At 60.8% G+C, this 19,322-nt stretch carries 14 protein-coding genes and 4 tRNA genes; 1 reads left to right on the top strand and 17 read right to left on the bottom strand.

The genetic code is table 11. From position 1 onward, the window contains the following. Positions 1-395 precede the first annotated feature (395 nt). Positions 396-472, bottom strand: a tRNA-Val gene (locus JFT66_RS19645). A gap of 184 nt (positions 473-656) precedes the next feature. Between JFT66_RS19645 and JFT66_RS19640 the strand changes: the two genes are divergently transcribed. Continuing rightward, entirely contained in the window at positions 657-1,940 is a 1,284-nt protein-coding gene (locus tag JFT66_RS19640; protein ID WP_034117586.1) for an NAD(P)/FAD-dependent oxidoreductase, read from the top strand. Between the two features lie 70 nt (positions 1,941-2,010). Here the strand turns inward: JFT66_RS19640 and JFT66_RS19635 are convergent, their stop codons facing one another. From JFT66_RS19635 to JFT66_RS19560, 16 genes are all read right to left on the bottom strand, one after another. Further along, a complete protein-coding gene (locus JFT66_RS19635) occupies positions 2,011-3,246 on the bottom strand; it encodes a c-type cytochrome (protein ID WP_198859922.1) in 1,236 nt (411 codons plus the stop codon). A gap of 2 nt (positions 3,247-3,248) precedes the next feature. Next, entirely contained in the window at positions 3,249-3,788 is a 540-nt protein-coding gene (locus JFT66_RS19630; protein ID WP_038369461.1) for a (2Fe-2S)-binding protein, read from the bottom strand. Beyond that, positions 3,781-6,612, bottom strand: a complete 2,832-nt coding sequence (locus JFT66_RS19625; protein ID WP_198859921.1) for a xanthine dehydrogenase family protein molybdopterin-binding subunit — start codon at positions 6,610-6,612, stop codon at positions 3,781-3,783. The genes JFT66_RS19630 and JFT66_RS19625 overlap by 8 nt, the downstream gene beginning before the upstream one ends. Positions 6,613-7,040: 428 nt before the next feature. Continuing rightward, positions 7,041-7,117 (bottom strand) — tRNA-Asp (locus JFT66_RS19620). A gap of 105 nt (positions 7,118-7,222) precedes the next feature. Beyond that, positions 7,223-7,299, bottom strand: a tRNA-Asp gene (locus JFT66_RS19615). 55 nt (positions 7,300-7,354) lie between these two features. Further along, a tRNA-Val gene (locus JFT66_RS19610) sits at positions 7,355-7,430 on the bottom strand. A 107-nt stretch (positions 7,431-7,537) separates the two neighbouring features. Further along, a complete protein-coding gene (locus JFT66_RS19605) occupies positions 7,538-8,302 on the bottom strand; it encodes an SDR family oxidoreductase (protein WP_034116861.1) in 765 nt (254 codons plus the stop codon). Positions 8,303-8,313: 11 nt separating this feature from the next. After that, a complete protein-coding gene (locus tag JFT66_RS19600; protein ID WP_198859920.1) occupies positions 8,314-9,525 on the bottom strand; it encodes an O-succinylhomoserine sulfhydrylase in 1,212 nt (403 codons plus the stop codon). Positions 9,526-9,590: 65 nt separating this feature from the next. Continuing rightward, a complete protein-coding gene (gene purF / locus JFT66_RS19595; RefSeq protein WP_015884965.1) occupies positions 9,591-11,096 on the bottom strand; it encodes an amidophosphoribosyltransferase in 1,506 nt (501 codons plus the stop codon). A gap of 41 nt (positions 11,097-11,137) precedes the next feature. Continuing rightward, positions 11,138-11,695 (bottom strand): CvpA family protein, encoded by a 558-nt coding sequence (locus JFT66_RS19590; RefSeq protein ID WP_005789751.1) that lies wholly within the window; start codon positions 11,693-11,695, stop codon positions 11,138-11,140. A gap of 247 nt (positions 11,696-11,942) precedes the next feature. Next, entirely contained in the window at positions 11,943-12,605 is a 663-nt protein-coding gene (locus JFT66_RS19585) for an SPOR domain-containing protein (RefSeq protein ID WP_034116864.1), read from the bottom strand. Next, on the bottom strand, positions 12,589-13,896 hold the full coding sequence (gene folC / locus JFT66_RS19580; protein WP_198859919.1) for a bifunctional tetrahydrofolate synthase/dihydrofolate synthase: 1,308 nt from the start codon (positions 13,894-13,896) through the stop codon (positions 12,589-12,591). Before folC ends, JFT66_RS19585 begins: the two co-directional genes overlap by 17 nt. Next, the gene (gene accD / locus JFT66_RS19575) at positions 13,893-14,813 is read right to left on the bottom strand and encodes an acetyl-CoA carboxylase, carboxyltransferase subunit beta (RefSeq protein WP_034116866.1); all 921 of its coding nucleotides are present in this window, start codon (positions 14,811-14,813) and stop codon (positions 13,893-13,895) included. The genes folC and accD overlap by 4 nt, the downstream gene beginning before the upstream one ends. A 244-nt stretch (positions 14,814-15,057) precedes the next feature. Further along, positions 15,058-15,690: a phosphoribosylanthranilate isomerase gene (locus JFT66_RS19570; RefSeq protein WP_198859918.1), complete on the bottom strand. Its 633-nt coding sequence runs from the start codon at positions 15,688-15,690 to the stop codon at positions 15,058-15,060. 63 nt (positions 15,691-15,753) lie between these two features. Continuing rightward, complete coding sequence (gene truA / locus JFT66_RS19565) at positions 15,754-16,578, bottom strand: tRNA pseudouridine(38-40) synthase TruA (RefSeq protein WP_153838231.1); 825 nt, start codon at positions 16,576-16,578, stop codon at positions 15,754-15,756. A gap of 147 nt (positions 16,579-16,725) precedes the next feature. Next, entirely contained in the window at positions 16,726-19,239 is a 2,514-nt protein-coding gene (locus JFT66_RS19560; protein WP_198859917.1) for a FimV family protein, read from the bottom strand. Positions 19,240-19,322: the final 83 nt, after the last annotated feature.

Raw genomic sequence — 19,322 nt, 5'->3', positions numbered from 1 at the left:
AGACGAGGCTCTTTTGAAAAAAGTAGTGCGGGCAGCTCGATGGCGAATTCACAATCGTTTCAGCCGTGAAGATTCCCAATCAGAACCTATACTCCATGATGCAGCTGTGTGTACCTGCAGTTGGTTCACGGTGCTATGCCGACAATGAGGGTTCCGCTATGTATGCCGGACAAATAAGCAATATGGCGACAACGATTGGCGAGATACGCTGCCAGATGGTCGCCCAGGTCATTTGCCTGCTGTCGGTGGCTACGCTGTTCTGCTGACCGGACATCCGAAACCTGAAAGTACGCCGCGAGGCGTCTATGGGCGACTGTGGCCCAAATCACAGGCAACAAAAAAGGGCCCACCTTTCGGTGAGCCCTTCTAGACCGCCCAGCAGAGCGGATTTTGTTTGGTAGGCGCGATTGGACTCGAACCAACGACCCCCACCATGTCAAGGTGGTGCTCTAACCAACTGAGCTACGTGCCTGCTGTGAGGCGGCATTCTACGGAATTCCGAAGGGGTGTCAACATCTTTTTTGCACCTAAGCCTATGAATATGCGAATTTTTTATTTGCGACGCACACGCCTGTGATTTTCGGGTGGCTGGCAGGCAATTTTCAACTCAGGTAGGATCGCCGCACTCGTAAAAAATATAAAACAGAGGTTCCAGGATGGCGAACACCCCCTACCCCCAGTCGTATTACGCCGCTTCTGCGAATGCAGTTCCACCCCGCCCCGTACTGCAAGGTGAAGTCGAAACCGATGTGTGCGTGATCGGTGCCGGCTATACCGGGCTTTCCAGCGCGCTGTTTCTGCTGGAGAACGGTTTTCGCGTAACAGTACTGGAAGCCGCCAAGGTGGGTTTTGGTGCCTCGGGTCGTAACGGTGGGCAGATCGTCAACAGTTACAGCCGCGATATCGATGTGATCGAGCGCAGTGTCGGCCCCAAGCAAGCACAACTATTGGGGGATATGGCCTTTGAAGGCGGCAAGATCATCCGTGAGCGCGTGGCCAAGTACCAGATCCAGTGCGACTTGAAGGATGGCGGCGTGTTCGCCGCACTCAACAGCAAGCATATGGGCCACCTGGAGTCGCAGAAGCGCCTGTGGGAGCGCTACGGCCATACGCAACTGGAGTTGCTGGATGAGCGCCGCATCCGCGAAGTGGTGGCCTGTGACAACTATGTCGGCGGCCTGCTCGACATGAGTGGCGGGCATATCCACCCGCTCAACCTGGCCCTGGGTGAAGCGGCGGCAGTGGAGTCCCTGGGCGGCACGATCTATGAGCATTCGGCTGCGGTGCGTATCGAGCGCGGCGCCAATCCTGTGGTTCACACTGCCGAAGGCAAGGTCAGAGCCAAATTCATCATCGTCGCGGGCAATGCCTACCTTGGGAACCTGGTGCCGGAGCTGGCGGCCAAGTCGATGCCGTGCGGCACCCAAGTCATCACTACTGCGCCATTGGGCGATGAATTGGCCAGAACTTTGCTGCCGCAGGATTACTGCGTCGAGGACTGCAACTATCTACTCGATTACTACCGCCTCACCAGCGACAAGCGCCTGATCTTCGGCGGCGGCGTGGTGTATGGCGCGCGGGACCCGGCGAATATCGAAGCGATCATCCGACCGAAAATGCTCAAGGCATTCCCGCAGTTGAAAGACGTAAAGATCGACTACGCCTGGACCGGCAACTTCCTGTTGACCCTGTCGCGCTTGCCGCAGGTCGGCCGCCTTGGCGATAACATCTATTACTCACAGGGCTGCAGCGGCCATGGCGTGACGTACACGCACCTGGCAGGCAAGGTACTGGCAGAGGCGCTAAGAGGCCAGGCAGAACGTTTTGATGCGTTTGCGGATTTACCGCATTACCCGTTCCCGGGCGGGCAGATGTTGCGCACGCCATTTGCGGCGTTGGGGGCTTGGTACTACGGGTTGCGGGATAAATTCGGAATGTAAGCACACAATGTGGGAGCGGCTTGATCGCTCCCACAATTGTTGTGCGCTTCAGCCTAGCGCTACGCTGCCGTCATTGCGCCTTATGCTCGATGGCCGGTGCCTCAGCTTGCAGCTTCTGCACTTGGTTCACCGCCAGCTCAGCCGATTGCCCGCCCCAGCCTTGACGCAGATAGTTGAGCAGATCGGTCAGTTGCTGCGAGCTGAGTTTTCCGGCGAAACCCGGCATCGGTTGCATGCGCTCGAACCCGGAAAATTTCTGCTCACCGATACCGTCCTCGATCACACGCAGCAGGTTGCGCGGGTCTTGCAGGCGCAGCGTGGTGTTGCCGCGCATGGCCACCGCGATGTGCGGCTTGCCTTCGCCACCCGCGGCGTGGCAACCGGCGCAGACGTTCAGGTATTCCTGATGACCGCGCTGAGCGCTTGGGCTGAGTTTATCCACCGGCACTTCGACCAGCGCTTGAGCCGGCGGTGGTTTATCGCCGAGCAGGAACGTCGCCATCGCAGCCAGATCCGAATCGCTCAGGCCCTGGGTGCTGTTGTGGAACAACGGGAACATCTCGTTGAACATCGTGCCTTGCGCGCTCATGCCGTGCTTGAGGAACGTGCCCAGATCCTGCTCGTTCCAGCCGCGAGCGGCCAGGTCAGTGGCAAGCAGGCTGGGCGCCAGATAACCATTGAGGACGCCGCCGCTCAGGCGCTTGTCCAACTCCATCGCGCCCGGCAGGCCGCGGGGCGTATGGCATTCGCCGCAGTGCCCGAGAACCTCGACCATGTACTGGCCGCGTTTCCAGGCTGCGCTTTTGCCTTCGGCCGGCTCCAGTTTGAGGGCTTTGCCGTAGAGTACGTTCCAGCCCATCAGGCCCAGACGCACGTTGAACGGAAAGCTCAGGCTGGTCACCGGTGCTGCGCGCTCGATTGGCTCGATGGTTTTCAGGTACGCATGAATCGCGTCCGAATCTTCGCGCGGCATCAGGTGGTACGAGGTGTACGGCATCGCCGGATACAAATTCGCACCGTCGCGACGCTTGCCTTCCGTCAGCGCAGCGAAGAACTCGTCATCGTTGTACAAACCGATGCCGTGGTCCTTGCTCGGCGTGATATTGGTACCGAAGATCGTGCCGAACGGCGAGACGATCGGGAGGCCGCCCGCAAACGGCGCTCCGCCCGGCGCAGTGTGGCATGCCATGCAATCAGCCGCACGGGCGAGGTATTCGCCGCGCTTGACCTGATCATCGGCATGGGCAAGCAACACCGGCGCAGCCAGGCCGACCGCCAGGGTCAGGCGGGTCAGAAAAACCTTCATGCTTAACCCTCCTTGACCAGGCCGAGATCGGTCAGCACGTTGCGGGTGGCGTTGTAGTAACGCACGTACCCGGTGCAACGGCAGACATGATGGCCCAGGCTGTCCTCGATGACTTGCTCCAGCTTGCTTTGCACGGTCGGCTGGCGTTGCAGCTTTTCCACCAGCACCGTCGCCGCGTTGACGAAGCCCGGCGCGCAGTAGCTGCACTGGAACGCGAACTCATCCACGAAGCGCTGCTGGATCGGGTTCAGCTCAGTGACCTGGCCCGACTCGTCGCGCTTGGCGTGCGATTCGATGGTGCGCACTTTCTTGCCTTCGAAGTAATGCGCGCCCGTGATGCAAGTGCGCACTTCTTCGCTCGTGCCGTCCGGGTTGTCGACGATCACTACGCAAGCGTGGCAAATGCCTTGGCCGCAGCCAAGACGCGAGCCGGTAAGGTTTTTGTATTCGTGCAGGTAATCGATCATCGGCAGGTCATCAGGGATGTCCACCGGGCCGACGGATTGACCATTGAGGGTCAGTTGAAGCGGACGGTTAGCCATTGAGGGCCTCCTTGATGCGCGCAGCAGTGATTGGCAGGTCGCGAACACGTTTACCGATGGCATGCGCCACGGCGTTACCGATGGCCCCGACGATCGGAATCATCACCACTTCAGCGATACCTTTGGACGGATCGCTTGGCGACAGCGCCGGCAGAATCTCCGACGTATGTTTCCACACGGCTACGTGACGCGCCATCGGCAGACGGTAACGGTTGAAGTTCCAGTCCCCCTCCCCCGGCCCGCCTTCATACAGCGGCATCTCTTCCATCAACGCGTGACCGATGCCCATGGCGACACCGCCTTCGAGCTGGCCTTTAACCAATTGCTCAACCAACACACGACCGCACTCGACCCACGAATGGTGATTGAGTACATCGACCTGCGCCGAGCCCTTGTTGACCTTCAGCTCAACCAGCGTGGCGACCGGGCTGTAGTAAGTCACCGCAGCATTGTTCAACTGCGTCGCCGGGTAGCTGATGTTCTGGCGATCCAGCAAGTGGAAACCGGCAGTGCTCATCAGCGCTTGCTTGGCCTTCGGTGCACCGTCGCCGTACTTCACGGCCAGACCGTCGAGCGGCAGACGCTCGCGCACGCCGTCGATGCTGTACTCAGCCTCTGCCCAGCTCCAGCGGTTGAAACCGTGGACAGTGGCAGCGGTGACCAGGCCACGCTCGTGAGCGCGCTTGGCCAGCGTTTCAAAGCTCAACGGCTGCATGCCGTTGGCGGTGAGTTTGCCGTCGACCCAATGCGCATCTTCACGGCGCACCACATAAGGGTTGGCCTGGCCGCCAAATGGGCCTTGGCGCCAGATCTCCAGCGCCGCGGGCCACAGACCGTGGTTGAACAGCACGCGCGCCGCTTCACGGGTCGCGTGGCTGAAGTAGTACGCCGAGTTGGTCGCGGAAGACGCCGAAGCGAGCTTGCCAACCCAACGCGGGTTGCGCAGCAAGTTGTCCTGCTCGGCCTGGCTCATGATGTAAGGGTTGCCGCTGGTGATCAGCTGCATTTCCTTCCATTCTGTTTCGCCGGTCTTGACGTCGTGTGCCGGACTGCCGAGGAAATCGGCCACCACCAGCGATTGAGAGGTAGACATGCCGGTGCCGATTTCGATACCGATGTGGCGCAGGCTGATGCGGCCGTCAGCGGTGAATTCGACACTGGCCATCGGCGCTTCGGAACCGGTGCCGAAGTCTTTCTGGCAGATGGCGAAACCAATGCCGTACCAGTTATCCGGGTCGGCGGCTTCGCGTTGTTGCTTGATCGCGTCGCGGTTTTTCCAGACGTCGTGCACAGCGGCCTTGTCGAGAATTTCGTGCAGGCGCAAGGCACCGGCAGGAATCGCGCCCTGGGTGTTTTTCATGCCCGAGCGCAGTGCGTTCTTGCGGCGCAGTTCGATTGCATCCACACCGAGGCGGCCGGCAATTTCGTCGACCATCATTTCCGTGGCCGCCATGCTTTGCAGGGTGCCATACCCACGCATCGAACCGGCTTCCACGCCACGCGAGTGATACGCGGTGACTTGCAGGTCGTTCTGCGGCATGTAGTAGATCGATTGTGCGGCCGTGGCGCCTACTGCCGCTACCGAGGGGCTGTAGTTGATCCTGCCACCGCCGTCGACGCTCATGTCAGCGAGGAAGATTTTGAAGGTGTGGTCGTTCTTGTCTACCGCCAATTGGTAGCGGATGTCGAAAGAGTGACGCTTGATGCCGCTCTGGAACTGCTCGTAACGGTCATTGGCCAGACGTACCGGCACGCCGCCGCCATACAACGCAGCGAGGGCGGCGTAGTAGACAAAGATGTTGTGGTCTTTGGAACCGTACCCCACGGTGTAACCGGGGTGCATGTTCAGGCTGGCCAGGCCGAAGCGCGATGGCGAGATCATTTTTGCGGTCTCGGTCGCAACTTCCAACGGGCATTGGGTGGCCACCACAAAATGCAGGGTCTTGGTGTGCGGATCGTACCAACCGTTGCCGTTGTCCGGCTCCATGGCGGCCGGTTCGATCGACGGGGTTTTGTAGCGCTCGTCGAACACCAGCCAGTCATCCGGCGGCGTGTTGATCTGGCCCTTCATGCGGTCGGCGTAGAACAGGCCGCGCTCGGTCAGGTTGCCGTGCAGGTTCGGCTGGGAATTCCACACCGGGCGACGGTTTTTCAACATCGGGAACAGGATCGAATCCTTGAGACTGGCGAATTCGTCTTCATCGGCCGAGGTCGGTCCACCCACGCGCACATAGCGGAAGCTACCGTAAGGGTCGCCTTCGTAATACGGCACTTTGGCGCCATACCGAATTGCTTTGTCATTGAATTTGAGTGCGTTCTTGGCCTGACGGAAACGCTCGAAGTCGTTCCAGATCAGGATCGCCACCGGGTGACCGATGAACATCGGCACTTTGCCTTCAGGCAGCAGCGGATCCGGAGCATGTTCTTCCGGGAAGACAATACCGTCCTTGTCCAGGTCGGCCGCGGTAACAATACGATCCGGCTGCAGATCGGCGCCGAGCCACGACAGGTCGTAGCCCGCATAAATATGGTCGGCCTTGATGGTCTTGAGCAGCATGGCGTGGCCTTGCTGCTCAGGCCAACCTGGCATGTCTTTGGAACGGATATCGCGGGCGAACACTTTGCTGCCGCACACTTTCGACAAGGCATCGTTACGCTGGCGCGCCTTGCCGTTATTGCCCAGCCATTTTTCGGACGGCACGGTGACGCTGTTTTCCATCAAGGCAGCCAGCGCCTGGTTGCTGAGCGGCGTAAGCGTGACGCTCACACCCGCTACCAGCCCGCCCTGAAGGAACGAGCGCCGGGTTATTTCACGGTTGGACATGGATCATCCTCTGAGCGGTTATAAATCCGCCCTTATGGTTAAGTACACCGATGCTCGAGACTTGCAGCAGCCTTTAGGGATGAATCAAAAGGCCATGATGACAGTGCAAAGTTGACCGAAGGGTTAACTTTAAAGGTTTATGTGCCTGCGGCAAATAACCACATTGAAATTTTTTGACACAACTACGCAAAACGGCCGACAAGATCGATACGATCTGTCGGCCGCTTGCCTATCAATGGGCGGTGTTGGCGAGTGTTTTGGTGTAGCTGAAGAGATTGGCCGTTCGCCGCAGCGAACAAGAGGCTGGGACTTACAAACGCCAGACACAAAAAACCCCGGTCTTTCGACCAGGGTCTTTGCTATCGGATCAAAGAAAGCCAGTGGCTTTCCTCGTGCTTCAAGGCGTTCAGCGGGCCTTGAGGCAGATATGGCGCAGCGGACGGGACTCGAACCCGCGACCCCCGGCGTGACAGGCCGGTATTCTAACCGACTGAACTACCGCTGCGTATCGCTTGGCTGATTGAGCGTAAACCCTCAACCACCTTTAAACATCTGATCGATCAGCCTTGGCTTCTCAATCTCAAGCCCGACAAATCGAACCTGGAAAATATGGCGCAGCGGACGGGACTCGAACCCGCGACCCCCGGCGTGACAGGCCGGTATTCTAACCGACTGAACTACCGCTGCGCGTCGGTGCAACCTTTAACGTTGCGTCTTGCCCTAAAGCAAAACTCTCAAGAAGTGGTGGGTGATGACGGGATCGAACCGCCGACCCTCTGCTTGTAAGGCAGATGCTCTCCCAGCTGAGCTAATCACCCTTTGCTTCGTTGAGGCCGCGAAATTTACGCAGGTAGCGGACCTAAGTCAATAGCCTGCTTGAAGTTTTTCTGAAAAAGACAAAATCACTTCAAGACAGCTACCCGCCCTACTCGCTGTAAATCATCTTCTTGCTCATGCCACCATCCACCACAAACTCTTGCCCGGTGACGAACCCGGCCTGACGCGACAGCAACCAGGCCACCATCGCCGCCACGTCCTCCACCGTACCCACCCTGCCCGCTGGGTGCTGGGCATGATCGGCATCGGTGAGCGGCTCGGCACGGCGCGCAGCAGGATCACGCGCATCGATCCAGCCAGGGCTGACCGCATTGACCCGTACTTCCGGCCCCAGGCTCATGGCCAAGGCGTGGGTCAGGGCCAGCAAGCCACCTTTACTCGCCGCATAGGCTTCGGTGTCCGGCTCCGATTGACGGGCCCGGGTCGACGCCAGGTTGACGATGGCACCGCCATGGGCGCGCAGGTAGGGCGCACAGTGTTTGGCCAGCAACATCGGCCCGCTGAGGTTCACCGCCAACACGCGATTCCAGTAAGCCAGATCAAGGCTTTCCAGGGTGATATTGCGCGGATCGGCCACCGCCGCATTGCACACCAACGCATCCAGGCGCCCGAACTGCCCAAGCACTTCGGCAACCCCCTGGGCGACTTGCTTCTCGTCGGCCACGTCCATGGTGATGAACCAGGCATTCTCGCCCAGCACCTTGGACACCCTGGAACCGCGCTCGCGGTCCAGGTCGGTCAACACCACCTGCCAGCCTTCGCTGATCAGCCACGCCGCAATACCGAGGCCAATGCCCCGCGCCGCGCCCGTCACCAACGCAACGCGCCCATTACTGGCCGCTGCGGCCTCCATGGACCACTCGATCACAAGGCAGCCAGCCCGCGGGCCAGGTCTGCCTGCAAGTCAGCGACATCTTCAAGGCCTACCGCGATGCGGATCAGGCTGTCACGAATGCCGGCCGCTTCACGCTCCTGCGGCGCCAGGCGCCCGTGGGAGGTGGTGCTCGGGTGAGTAATGGTGGTCTTGCTGTCACCCAGGTTGGCGGTGATGGAGATCAAGCGCGTCGCATCGATAAAGCGCCAGGCACCCTCTTTGCCGCCCTTGACTTCAAAGCTCACCACCGCGCCAAACCCACGCTGCTGGCGCTGGGCCAATGCGTGTTGCGGATGGCTCTTGAGGCCGGCGTAGTGCACCTTCTCGATACCGTCCTGCTGCTCCAGCCACTCGGCCAGCGCCTGGGCGTTGGCGCAATGGGCTTTCATGCGCAGGCTGAGGGTTTCCAGGCCCTTGAGGAAGATCCAGGCGTTGAACGGGCTCAGGGTCGGGCCGGCAGTGCGCAAAAAGCCCACCACTTCCTTCATCTGCTCACTGCGGCCAGCGACCACGCCGCCCATGCAACGGCCCTGGCCGTCGATGAACTTGGTGGCCGAGTGCACCACGATGTCCGCCCCCAGCTTCAGCGGTTGCTGCAAGGCCGGGGTGCAGAAGCAGTTGTCCACTACCAGCATCGCGCCCTTGGCGTGCGCGACTTCGGACAGCGCAGTGATATCCACCAGTTCAGCCAGCGGGTTGGAGGGCGATTCGACGAACAACAGCTTGGTGTTGGCCTTGATTGCTGCGTCCCAGCCGGACAGATCCGCCAGGGGCACGTAATCCACCTCGATACCGAAACGCTTGAAGTACTTTTCGAACAGGCTGATGGTGGAGCCGAATACGCTGCGCGATACCAGCACATGGTCGCCAGCACTGCACAGGCTCATCACCACCGCCAGGATGGCCGCCATGCCAGTGGCGGTCGCCACGGCCTGCTCAGCGCCTTCCAGGGCCGCGATGCGCTCTTCGAACGCACGCACGGTCGGGTTGGTGTAGCGCGAATACACGTTGCCCGGCACTTCGCCGGCAAAACGCGCAGCGGCGTCGGCGGCAGTACGGAAAACATAGCTGGAGGTGAAGAACATCGGGTCACCGTGCTCACCTTCCGGGGTGCGGTGCTGGCCGGCGCGCACAGCCAGGGTATCGAAAGCTACGCCATCGAGGTCGCTGTCCAAGCGACCGGCATCCCATTCCTGACTCATGCTGCGACTCCTTACTCAATTCTTTATTTAAGATACAAAACCGGCCCCTCAGGGCCGGTTGTCACTCAGTTGTTATACAGGTCGATGATCGCACTGACCGCCTGGGTCTTGATCTTCGACGAGTCATTGCGCGCCTGCTCGATCTTGTTCAGGTATGCCTCGTCGACATCTCCGGTGACGTACTTGCCGTCGAACACGGCGCAGTCGAACTGATCGATCTTGATCTTGCCACCGCCGACCGCTTCGATCAGGTCCGGCAGGTCCTGGTAGATCAGCCAGTCAGCGCCGATCAGGTCGGCCACGTCCTGGGTCGAACGATTATGAGCGATCAGCTCATGGGCGCTCGGCATGTCGATACCGTACACGTTCGGGTAACGCACCGCAGGCGCGGCGGAGCAGAAGTAAACATTCTTCGCCCCGGCTTCGCGGGCCATCTGGATGATCTGCTTGCAGGTGGTGCCGCGCACGATGGAGTCATCCACCAGCATCACGTTCTTGCCGCGAAATTCCAGCTCGATGGCGTTGAGCTTCTGGCGTACCGACTTCTTGCGCGCCGCCTGGCCGGGCATGATGAAGGTACGGCCGATGTAGCGGTTCTTGACGAAGCCTTCGCGGAACTTGACGCCCAAATGGTTGGCCAGCTCCAGCGCAGCGGTACGGCTGGTGTCCGGAATCGGGATAACTACGTCGATATCGTGCTCGGGACGCTCGCGAAGGATCTTCTCGGCGAGCTTCTCGCCCATGCGCAGGCGCGCCTTGTACACCGAGACGCCGTCAATGATCGAATCCGGACGCGCCAGGTAGACGTGCTCGAAGATGCACGGGGTGAGTTTCGGCGCGACGGCGCACTGGCGGGTGTGCAACTTGCCGTCTTCAGTGATGTAGACAGCCTCGCCCGGCGCCAGGTCGCGGATCAGGGTGAAGCCCAGCACATCCAGGGACACGCTTTCGGACGCGATCATGTACTCGACGCCTTCGTCGGTGTGACGCTGGCCGAATACGATCGGGCGGATGCCGTGAGGGTCGCGGAAACCGACGATGCCATAACCGGTGACCATGGCCACTACGGCATAACCACCGACGCAACGGTTGTGCACGTCAGTCACGGCGGCGAACACGTCTTCTTCGGTGGGCTGCAGCTTGCCGCGTTGCGCCAGCTCGTGGGCGAACACGTTGAGCAGCACTTCCGAGTCGGAACTGGTGTTGACGTGGCGCAGGTCAGATTCGTAAATCTCCTTGGCCAGCTGTTCGACGTTGGTCAGGTTACCGTTGTGCGCCAGGGTAATGCCGTAAGGCGAGTTGACGTAGAACGGTTGAGCTTCGGCCGAGGTCGAACTACCGGCAGTCGGGTAGCGCACATGGCCAATGCCCATGTGCCCGACGAGGCGCTGCATGTGACGCTGATGGAACACGTCACGCACCAGGCCATTGTCCTTGCGCAGGAATAACCGGCCGTCGTGGCTGGTCACAATACCGGCAGCGTCCTGGCCGCGGTGCTGGAGGACGGTTAGCGCGTCATACAGCGCCTGATTGACGTTCGACTTACCGACGATACCGACGATGCCACACATGCGACGCAACCCCTACTTAATGAATCTTGACTGAACACAGCTTACTGAGGCGTTTGCGCCGGCAAGAGGTGTTCCTTGAACGGAAGATCAGCGGGTACGCTGATTCCGCTGGCCAGCCACTGACTGCTCCACCCCAGGATGAGGTTCTTGGACCAATCTGCAACCAATAGAAATTTTGGCACGAGTACCGACTCCTGCCACCACGAATCCTGCTGTACCGGCCCCAGGCTCAACAGCCCGACCGCCACGACCACCAGCAACGCGCCACGCGCAGCGCCGAAGGCCATGCCGAGAAATCGATCGGTCCCGGAGAGGCCGGTGACACGTATCAATTCGCCAATAAGATAATTGACCATTGCCCCCACCAGCAGCGTGGCGATGAACATGATGGCGCAGCCCGCGATGACGCGAGCCGAAGGTGTCTCGATGTATCCGGCCAGGTAGACCGACAGTGAACCACCGAACATCCAGGCTACGACTCCTGCAATGATCCAGGTCAGCAACGACAGTGCTTCTTTTACGAAGCCGCGGCTCAGACTGATCAAAGCGGAGATGGCGACGATTGCAACGATCGCCCAATCAACCCAGGTAAATGGCACAGTGCAGCCTACGTACGGATAAGGCGGCGCATTTTAGCAGAGCGCCGGGCTATGGGTAAGCTGTGATTGTCAGTGCCTTGCAAATCAATAGATTGGGCAGTGCAAACACTGTTTCAATAGCGCTAAAAACCAATGTGGGAGGGGGCTTGCTCCCGATTGCAGTGTGTCAGTATCAGATGTGCTGACTGACCCACTGCCATCGGGAGCAAGCCCCCTCCCACATTTAGACCGCATTATTACCGGTTGATCAGCCGCGCTCTGGCTGGAACCGCACCACAAAACCATTGAGATTCTGCTGGCGCCCCAACAAGTCCCGCAAGCGGTCAGCCTCGGCACGCTCGATCAGCGGCCCGACAAACACACGATTCTTGCCATCGGCACTGCGGATATAAGCGTTATAGCCCTGGGCGCGCAGCTTTTTCTGCAAGGCGTCGGCACTTTCGCGATTGGCCAGGCTGGCGAGCTGGATCGACCAACTGATCGGCAGGCCATTAGGGTCGATGCGGCTTTGGCCTACGTCCGGTTTACCCGGTGCAGCAGGCTGCGGCGCTACCGGCTTAGGCGCTGGTGCTGGTGCTGGTGCAGCCGGCTTGGCGGCGACTGTCGGTGCCGGCGTCGACTTGACCACTGGGACACTTGGCTGCACTGGCATCGAAGGCGCCTGTTGCGCGGCAACCTCCTCGTCAGTGGGCACAGGTTCTTCCGGCAATGCCTGAGGCTCAGGCACCACCACCGGCTCGACCTGAACCTGGGGCACCACCGGCGCCTGAGGCGCAGCGGGCGCTTCAACCACTACCTGGCGCTGTTCGTCCTGACGGGAAAACAGCATCGGCAGAAAGATCACCGCCAACGCCACCAACACCAAGGCTCCGACCATTCGCTGCTTGTATGCGCTATCCAGTAATGCCATGTGCAGCTTCCTCCGTGGAGCGCCGGGCCAACCACTCGAGCGCCTCGGCGACACAATAAAATGATCCGAACAACAGTATTTCGTCCTCGGCCGTAGCCACCGCACACTGCGCCTCGAGGGCGGCGGTGACGCTTGCATACGACGCCGCCGGCGCACCAAGGTTCTGCAAAGCGATTTGCAACTCAACCGCCGGGCGACTACGCGGTGTATACAGCGGCGCAACAGCCCAAGACTGGACGCTGCCCAGCAACGGCGCAACCACGCCATCGAGATCCTTGTCGGCCAACAAGCCGAACACTGCCAGGCGACGCCCCACCGGTGGCGTGCGCGACAGGCGCTGCGCCAGGTAGTGGGCAGCATGCGGGTTATGACCCACATCCAACAACAGGTTCAAGCGCTTGCCTTCCCAGTCGAAGGCGCGGCGATCCAGACGCCCGACCACTTTCGTCGCCAGCAACGTCGCGGCAATCTGCGCGGCATCCCAAGGCAGGTCCAGGAGCAAATAGGCTTGCAACGCGAGCGCGGCGTTTTCCATCGGCAGGTTCAGCAGCGGCAGATCAAGCAGCTCTACAACCTGGTCACGCGCATCGCGCCCGCGCCATTGCCAATGGGTAGCACCGATTTCAAGATTGAATTCGCGGCCGCGCAGGTAGAACGGGCAATCCAGTTCGCGCACCTTGTCCAGCAAGGGTTGCGGCGGATCCAGGTCACCACACAACGCCGGCCTGCCCTGGCGAAAGATCCCGGCCTTTTCATAGGACACCGACTCACGGGTATCGCCCAGGTAGTCAGCGTGGTCAACACCAATGCTGGTGACCAGCGCCAGGTCGGCATCCACTACGTTGACCGTATCCAGACGCCCGCCGAGACCGACCTCCAGCACCACCACATCCAGTTGCGCACGCTCGAACAGCCAGAACGCCGCCAGGGTGCCCATCTCGAAATAGGTCAGGGAAATATCGCCACGCCCGGCATCCAGGGCAGCGAAGGCTTCGCACAACTGCTCGTCCGTGGCTTCGACACCATTGAGCTGTACCCGCTCGTTGTAGCGCAGCAGGTGCGGCGAGCTGTACACGCCGACGTTCAGGCCCTGGGCCTGCAACAGCGCGGCGACAAAGGCACAGGTGGAGCCCTTGCCGTTGGTGCCGGTCACCGTGATCACACGCGGTGCCGGCTGGCCCAACCCAAGGCGGGCTGCTACCTGTTGCGAGCGCTCCAGGCCCATGTCGATGGCGGACGGATGCAACTGCTCAAGGTAGGCGAGCCATTCGCCCAGGGTACGTTGGGTCATAGGTTTGCAGGCACCGGTGGCACGACGATCGGCTCGACTTTAGGTGCGATGTACACAGGCGTCGGCAGGCCCATCATTTGCGCCAGCAGGTTGCCCAGCCGTGGGCGCAGTTCGCCACGCGGAATAATCAGGTCGATCGCGCCGTGCTCCAGCAGGAACTCGCTGCGCTGGAAGCCTTCCGGCAGTTTTTCCCGTACGGTTTGCTCGATCACTCGCGGGCCGGCAAAACCGATCAGTGCCTTGGGTTCGCCGACGATCACGTCGCCCAACATCGCCAGGCTGGCGGAAACGCCGCCGTAGACCGGGTCGGTCAGCACGGAGATGAACGGGATACCTTCTTCGCGCAGACGCGCCAGTACTGCCGAGGTCTTGGCCATTTGCATCAGCGAGATCAGGGCTTCCTGCATACGCGCACCACCGGAGGCGGCGAAGCAGATCATCGGGCAGCGGTTTTCCAGGGCGTAGTTGGCGGCGCGCACAAAACGCTCGCCGACGATGGCCCCCATGGAGCCACCCATGAAGGAGAATTCAAAGGCCGAGACCACCACCGGCATGCCCAGCAGCTTGCCACTGACCGAGATCAGCGCGTCTTTCTCGCCGGTCTGCTTCTGCGCAGCGGTCAGGCGGTCCTTGTACTTCTTGCCATCGCGGAACTTGAGACGGTCGACCGGCTCCAGGTCAGCGCCCAACTCGTTACGGCCGTCGGCATCAAGGAAGATGTCGATGCGCGCGCGCGCGCCGATACGCATGTGGTGGTTGCACTTGGGGCAAACGTCCAGGGTCTTTTCCAGCTCCGGGCGGTACAGCACCGCGTCGCAGGATGGGCACTTGTGCCACAGACCTTCAGGAACCGAGCTTTTCTTCACCTCGGAACGCATGATCGAAGGGATCAGTTTGTCTACTAACCAGTTGCTCATGCTTTCTTTCTCCAGTACCGGTGGCTTGAACACAGCCCCGCGTATGCCCTTGAGCTAAATTCATATGTGGCGATGATGCCTGCGGGACGGGGTCAGACGTTCGACCTGCCATTTCCTGCCTGCATCCTCAGCCTTCCAGACAACCTGCCAGCGCAGGGTTGCCACTTCATTTCCGGGCCACCCACAGGCGGCGCCGGGCTGTTTTACACAGTGGTAGTTATGGACGGCGGCAGACTGCCAGCCGTCACATCCCGCCCCTGCTGTTGCGCACGGCCTGCATGAATGCGCGAATCTTGCTGTGATCCTTGATGCCCTTGCCCTGCTCCACCCCACCGCTGACATCCACGGCATACGGCCGCACCTGCTCGATGGCCGCCCCGACATTGGCGGGGTTGAGCCCACCGGCCAGGATGATCGGCTTGCTCAGGCCCTCGGGAATCAGCGACCAATCGAACGCTTCGCCCGTGCCGCCCGGCACGCCTTCGACATAAGTGTCCAGCAGGATCCCGCGAGCGCCGGTATAGGCGGCACACGCAGCGGCGATATCGTCCCCCGCCTTGACCCGCAGCGCCTTGATGTAGGGGCGCTGATAGCTTTCACACTCATCAGGCGTTTCATCGCCGTGGAACTGCAGCATGTCCAGCGGCACAGCATCCAGGGTTTCGTTAAGCTCGCAGCGGCTGGCGTTGACGAACAAGCCCACGGTGGTGACGAACGGCGGCAAAGCGGCGATGATCGCCCGTGCCTGTAGCACATTCACCGCCCGCGGGCTCTTGGCATAAAACACCAGACCGATGGCATCAGCCCCGGCCTCGACTGCCGCCAGCGCGTCTTCTATGCGGGTAATCCCACAAATCTTGCTGCGAACGGCTGACATGTCGTAGGAACCTCAGGGTAGGACCGAGAAAGTCCCGGATGGTAACAAAAGCTTTTCCGGGCGTCAGCCGCCAAGTTCGCTGAAACCTGTGAGGAAGTGTGGCCCGATAAAGCGCTCCGGCAATTGGAACTCGTCGCGGTACTCCACATCCACCAAATACAGGCCAAACGGATGCGCCGTGACACCGCCAGTACGGCGAATCCGGCTTTCCAGCACTTCCTTGGCCCACTCCACCGGGCGCTCGCCAGTGCCGATGGTCATCAGCACGCCAGCAATGTTGCGCACCATGTGATGCAGGAACGCCCCGGCGCGTATATCCAGCACGATCATCTTGCCGTGCCGGGTGACCCGCAGGTGGTGGACTTCCTTGATCGGCGACTTGGCCTGGCACTGGCCGGCACGGAAGGCACTGAAGTCATGCACGCCCACCAAATGCTGCGCGGCCTCGGCCATGCGCTCGGCATCCAGCGGGCGGTGGTTCCAGGTGATTTCTTGATTGAGGTGCGCCGGGCGGATCTGATCGTTGTAGATCACGTAGCGGTAACGTCGGGCGATGGCCTTGAAGCGCGCATGAAAATGCGCCGGCATGACCTTGGCCCAGCTCACACTGACGTCATGGGGCAAATTGATGTTAGCGCCCATCACCCATGCTTTCATCGAACGCTCGGCCTGGGTATCGAAGTGCACCACCTGGCCACAGGCGTGGACACCCGCGTCAGTACGCCCGGCGCACATCAGCGACACCGGCGAGTCAGCGACTTTGGACAGGGCGTTTTCCAGGGTTTCCTGCACCGTCAGCACGCCGGAGGCCTGGCGCTGCCAACCGCGATAGCGCGAGCCTTTGTATTCCACGCCCAGGGCGATACGGTAAAAGCCTGCGGCCGCCATTTCGGCGGCCGCGTTATCTATATTTGCCAAGAACTGAGAGCCTGATGAGTTGCGCAAAGGCGGGCATTATAAGGGGTCGGGATGCATGCGGGGGCTTTTAATGTGGGGCTTGCCGTGGCGAGCCCCACATTCAATCTTCGGCGACCGTTAGATTTTGCCGAGCATTTCCTTGGCTTCGCTGCGCTGACCTTCATCACCTTCGGTCAGCACCTCAGAAAGGATATCCTTGGCGCCGTCCGCATCACCCATGTCGATATAAGCCTGGGCCAGGTCCAGCTTGGTGGCGACCTCATTGGTGCCCGAGAGGAAATCGAATTCCGGCTCATCACCACCCAACGCGGCATCTTCAGCGGTGAAGGAAGGTTCGATCGGCGGATGCTCAAGGCTCTGGGACAAGCGGTCCAGCTCGGCATTGACGTCGTCCAGTTCCGAGGCAAAGGCATCGGGCTTGGCTGTCGGGGCACTCGGCTCATCAGCCAGGGACAGATCAAAGTCTTCGGGCAGTTCGAATTCATCCAGTGCGGCAGGCGTCAGGGTAGGCGGCTCGACCGGCGGCACATCCTTCATCTGCCCTTCGAGACCTGAAAGGAAGTCGTTATCGGACTGCGACGCTGGCGGCTCCAGTTGCAGATCCAGATCAAAGTCCGACAGGTCCTGCGCATCGGCCTTGGCCTCAGTCTGTTGCTTCAACAGCGCTTCAAAGGTTTGCTGGTCTTGGGCGATCTCGGCCGGTGAAGCGGCTTCCAGGTCGTCCAGGCTCAGATCAAAATCAGTGTCGAACGCTTCCGCATCTGCCTGCGGCGTCGAAGCCGGCTTATCGTCGAGCAGGTCCTTGACGTACTGCGCATCCAGGGCCGCCGCGGCCACTGCAGCACTGACACCCGCCGCCAACACAGCCATGGCCGGGAAGCGCGCCTTGAGCTGCTCGACCTGGGCATGGTTCTCACCGTTGGCCACCAGTTGACGCTCCTGAGTGACGAAGCCGTCCTTGTCGCTTTGCAAACCGTAGACTTCCATCAGCTTCAAGCGCAGGTCGCTGCGCTTGGGTTCGTGCTTGATGGCTTGCTCGAGCACATCAGCCGCTTGGTTCAGGTGGCCACGGTCGATATGGGACTGGGCTTGGGCCAACGCATCGCTGGAATTCTCCTGGGCTACGGCGACAGCCAGCGGCGCGAGCACGGAGGCGACAGTTGGCGCGACGACAGGATCAACTACTGGGGCAGGCGCTGCAGCGGGCGCCAGCTTGACGCTCGGCGGCGGCACTTCAAGGCCCTCGAAGCTGTCAGGCGGCAGGTCCTGGTCAATATTCGAAACGAACTCGGGCTCTTCAGCCAACGCCCGCGCCATACGCAGGTGTTTTTCTTCTTCGCGGCGGGCATTGCGATGACGCGCCCACAGCAGCAGAAGCAACAGCACCACCAGGATGGCTGCACCGCCAATGATGCCGAGGACAATCGGGTTGGTCAGCAAGTCATTGAACTTGCCTTCGGTGCTGGCAGGCGCCGCAGCGGGCTTGACCGGCTCAGGAGCAGGTGCCGCAACGGGAGCCACAGCCGTGGCGGGCGCCGCCTCGGGCTCACCCGCCAATTGCGCGGGCATCGCGGCTGTTGCCGGCTCACCTTTGTCCGCCTGCAATCGGGCCAGTTGATCATTCTTCAGTTGAATCAGCTTTTGCAGCTTGTCCAACTGGCTCTGCAAGTCGGCGGCACGGCTTTTCAGTTCTTCGTTATCACGGCGTGCAGTGTCCAGCTCTTCCTGGGTCATCGCCAGTTTGTCGCTCAGGGCGCGGCTGTCACCGGCCTTACCCTTCACACCTTGCTTGGCGGACTCAGCCGAGACCAGGCTCAAGTTATCCTTGGCATTGGTGCTCGAAGGCGCTTTACCGGCCTGAGTGCGCCTGGTGGCATCCAACTGCGCCTTGCCAGCCACTTGACTCTGAGGGCTACGGCGGCCCTGGCGCCAGGCGGTGTTCTGCGCGCTCACTTCGGCAATCGCTTGCGGTTGCGCCAACGCAGTACTTTGCGTGACATCCGGCAGACGCAGAACCTGGCCGGTTTTCAGGCGATTGATATTGCCATCGACAAAGGCATCAGGGTTAAGCGCCTGGATGGCGAGCATCGCCTGCTGAATCGAGGCCCCATTGCGATTCTTCGCGGCAATTTCCCACAAGGTATCGCGGGAAGTAGTGGTGTGCTGGGCTGGCTTGCTGACAGCAGGCGCGGTGCTGGCCGGCGCATTCGCCGTTGGCGCCGGCTGGTCGAACTTGGCCGGGTCGAGCAGCACGCTGTAGTCACGCATCAACCGGCCATTGGGCCATTGCACCTGCAACAGGAAACGCACATAGGAATCGGGCAGCGGCTTGCTGGAAGTCACCCGCACCACGCTACGGCCTTCGGGGTTGATCACCGGGGTAAACGTCAGGTCATCAAGAAACGCCTGGCGGTCGACACCCGCATCCACAAACGCCTGGCTCGAAGCCAGGCTCGGTGTGATCTCGGACGCCGTGAGGCCGCCCACGTCGCGCAATTCGATTTCCACCGACAGCGGCTGGTTCAACTTCGACTTGAGGGTCATCTCCCCAAGTTGCAGCGCCTGCGCCATACCGGAGGACAGCGCCGAGGCGGCCGCTATTGCTAACACCAGTTTGCGAACTTGAACCATAGCCTCATCCTTTGTTTGAACACTCCCCGACCAGCGAGAAGGGTGGTAACCGCTGCCATTAGGCATGGCGAGCCGATAGGTTA

The organism is Pseudomonas sp. MF6755 (genome assembly GCF_016405635.1).
Taxonomy (GTDB): Bacteria; Pseudomonadota; Gammaproteobacteria; order Pseudomonadales; family Pseudomonadaceae; genus Aquipseudomonas; species Aquipseudomonas haemolytica.
Note: the sequence above shows the minus strand (reverse complement) of the source record. Positions and strands in the feature narration are given on the sequence as shown.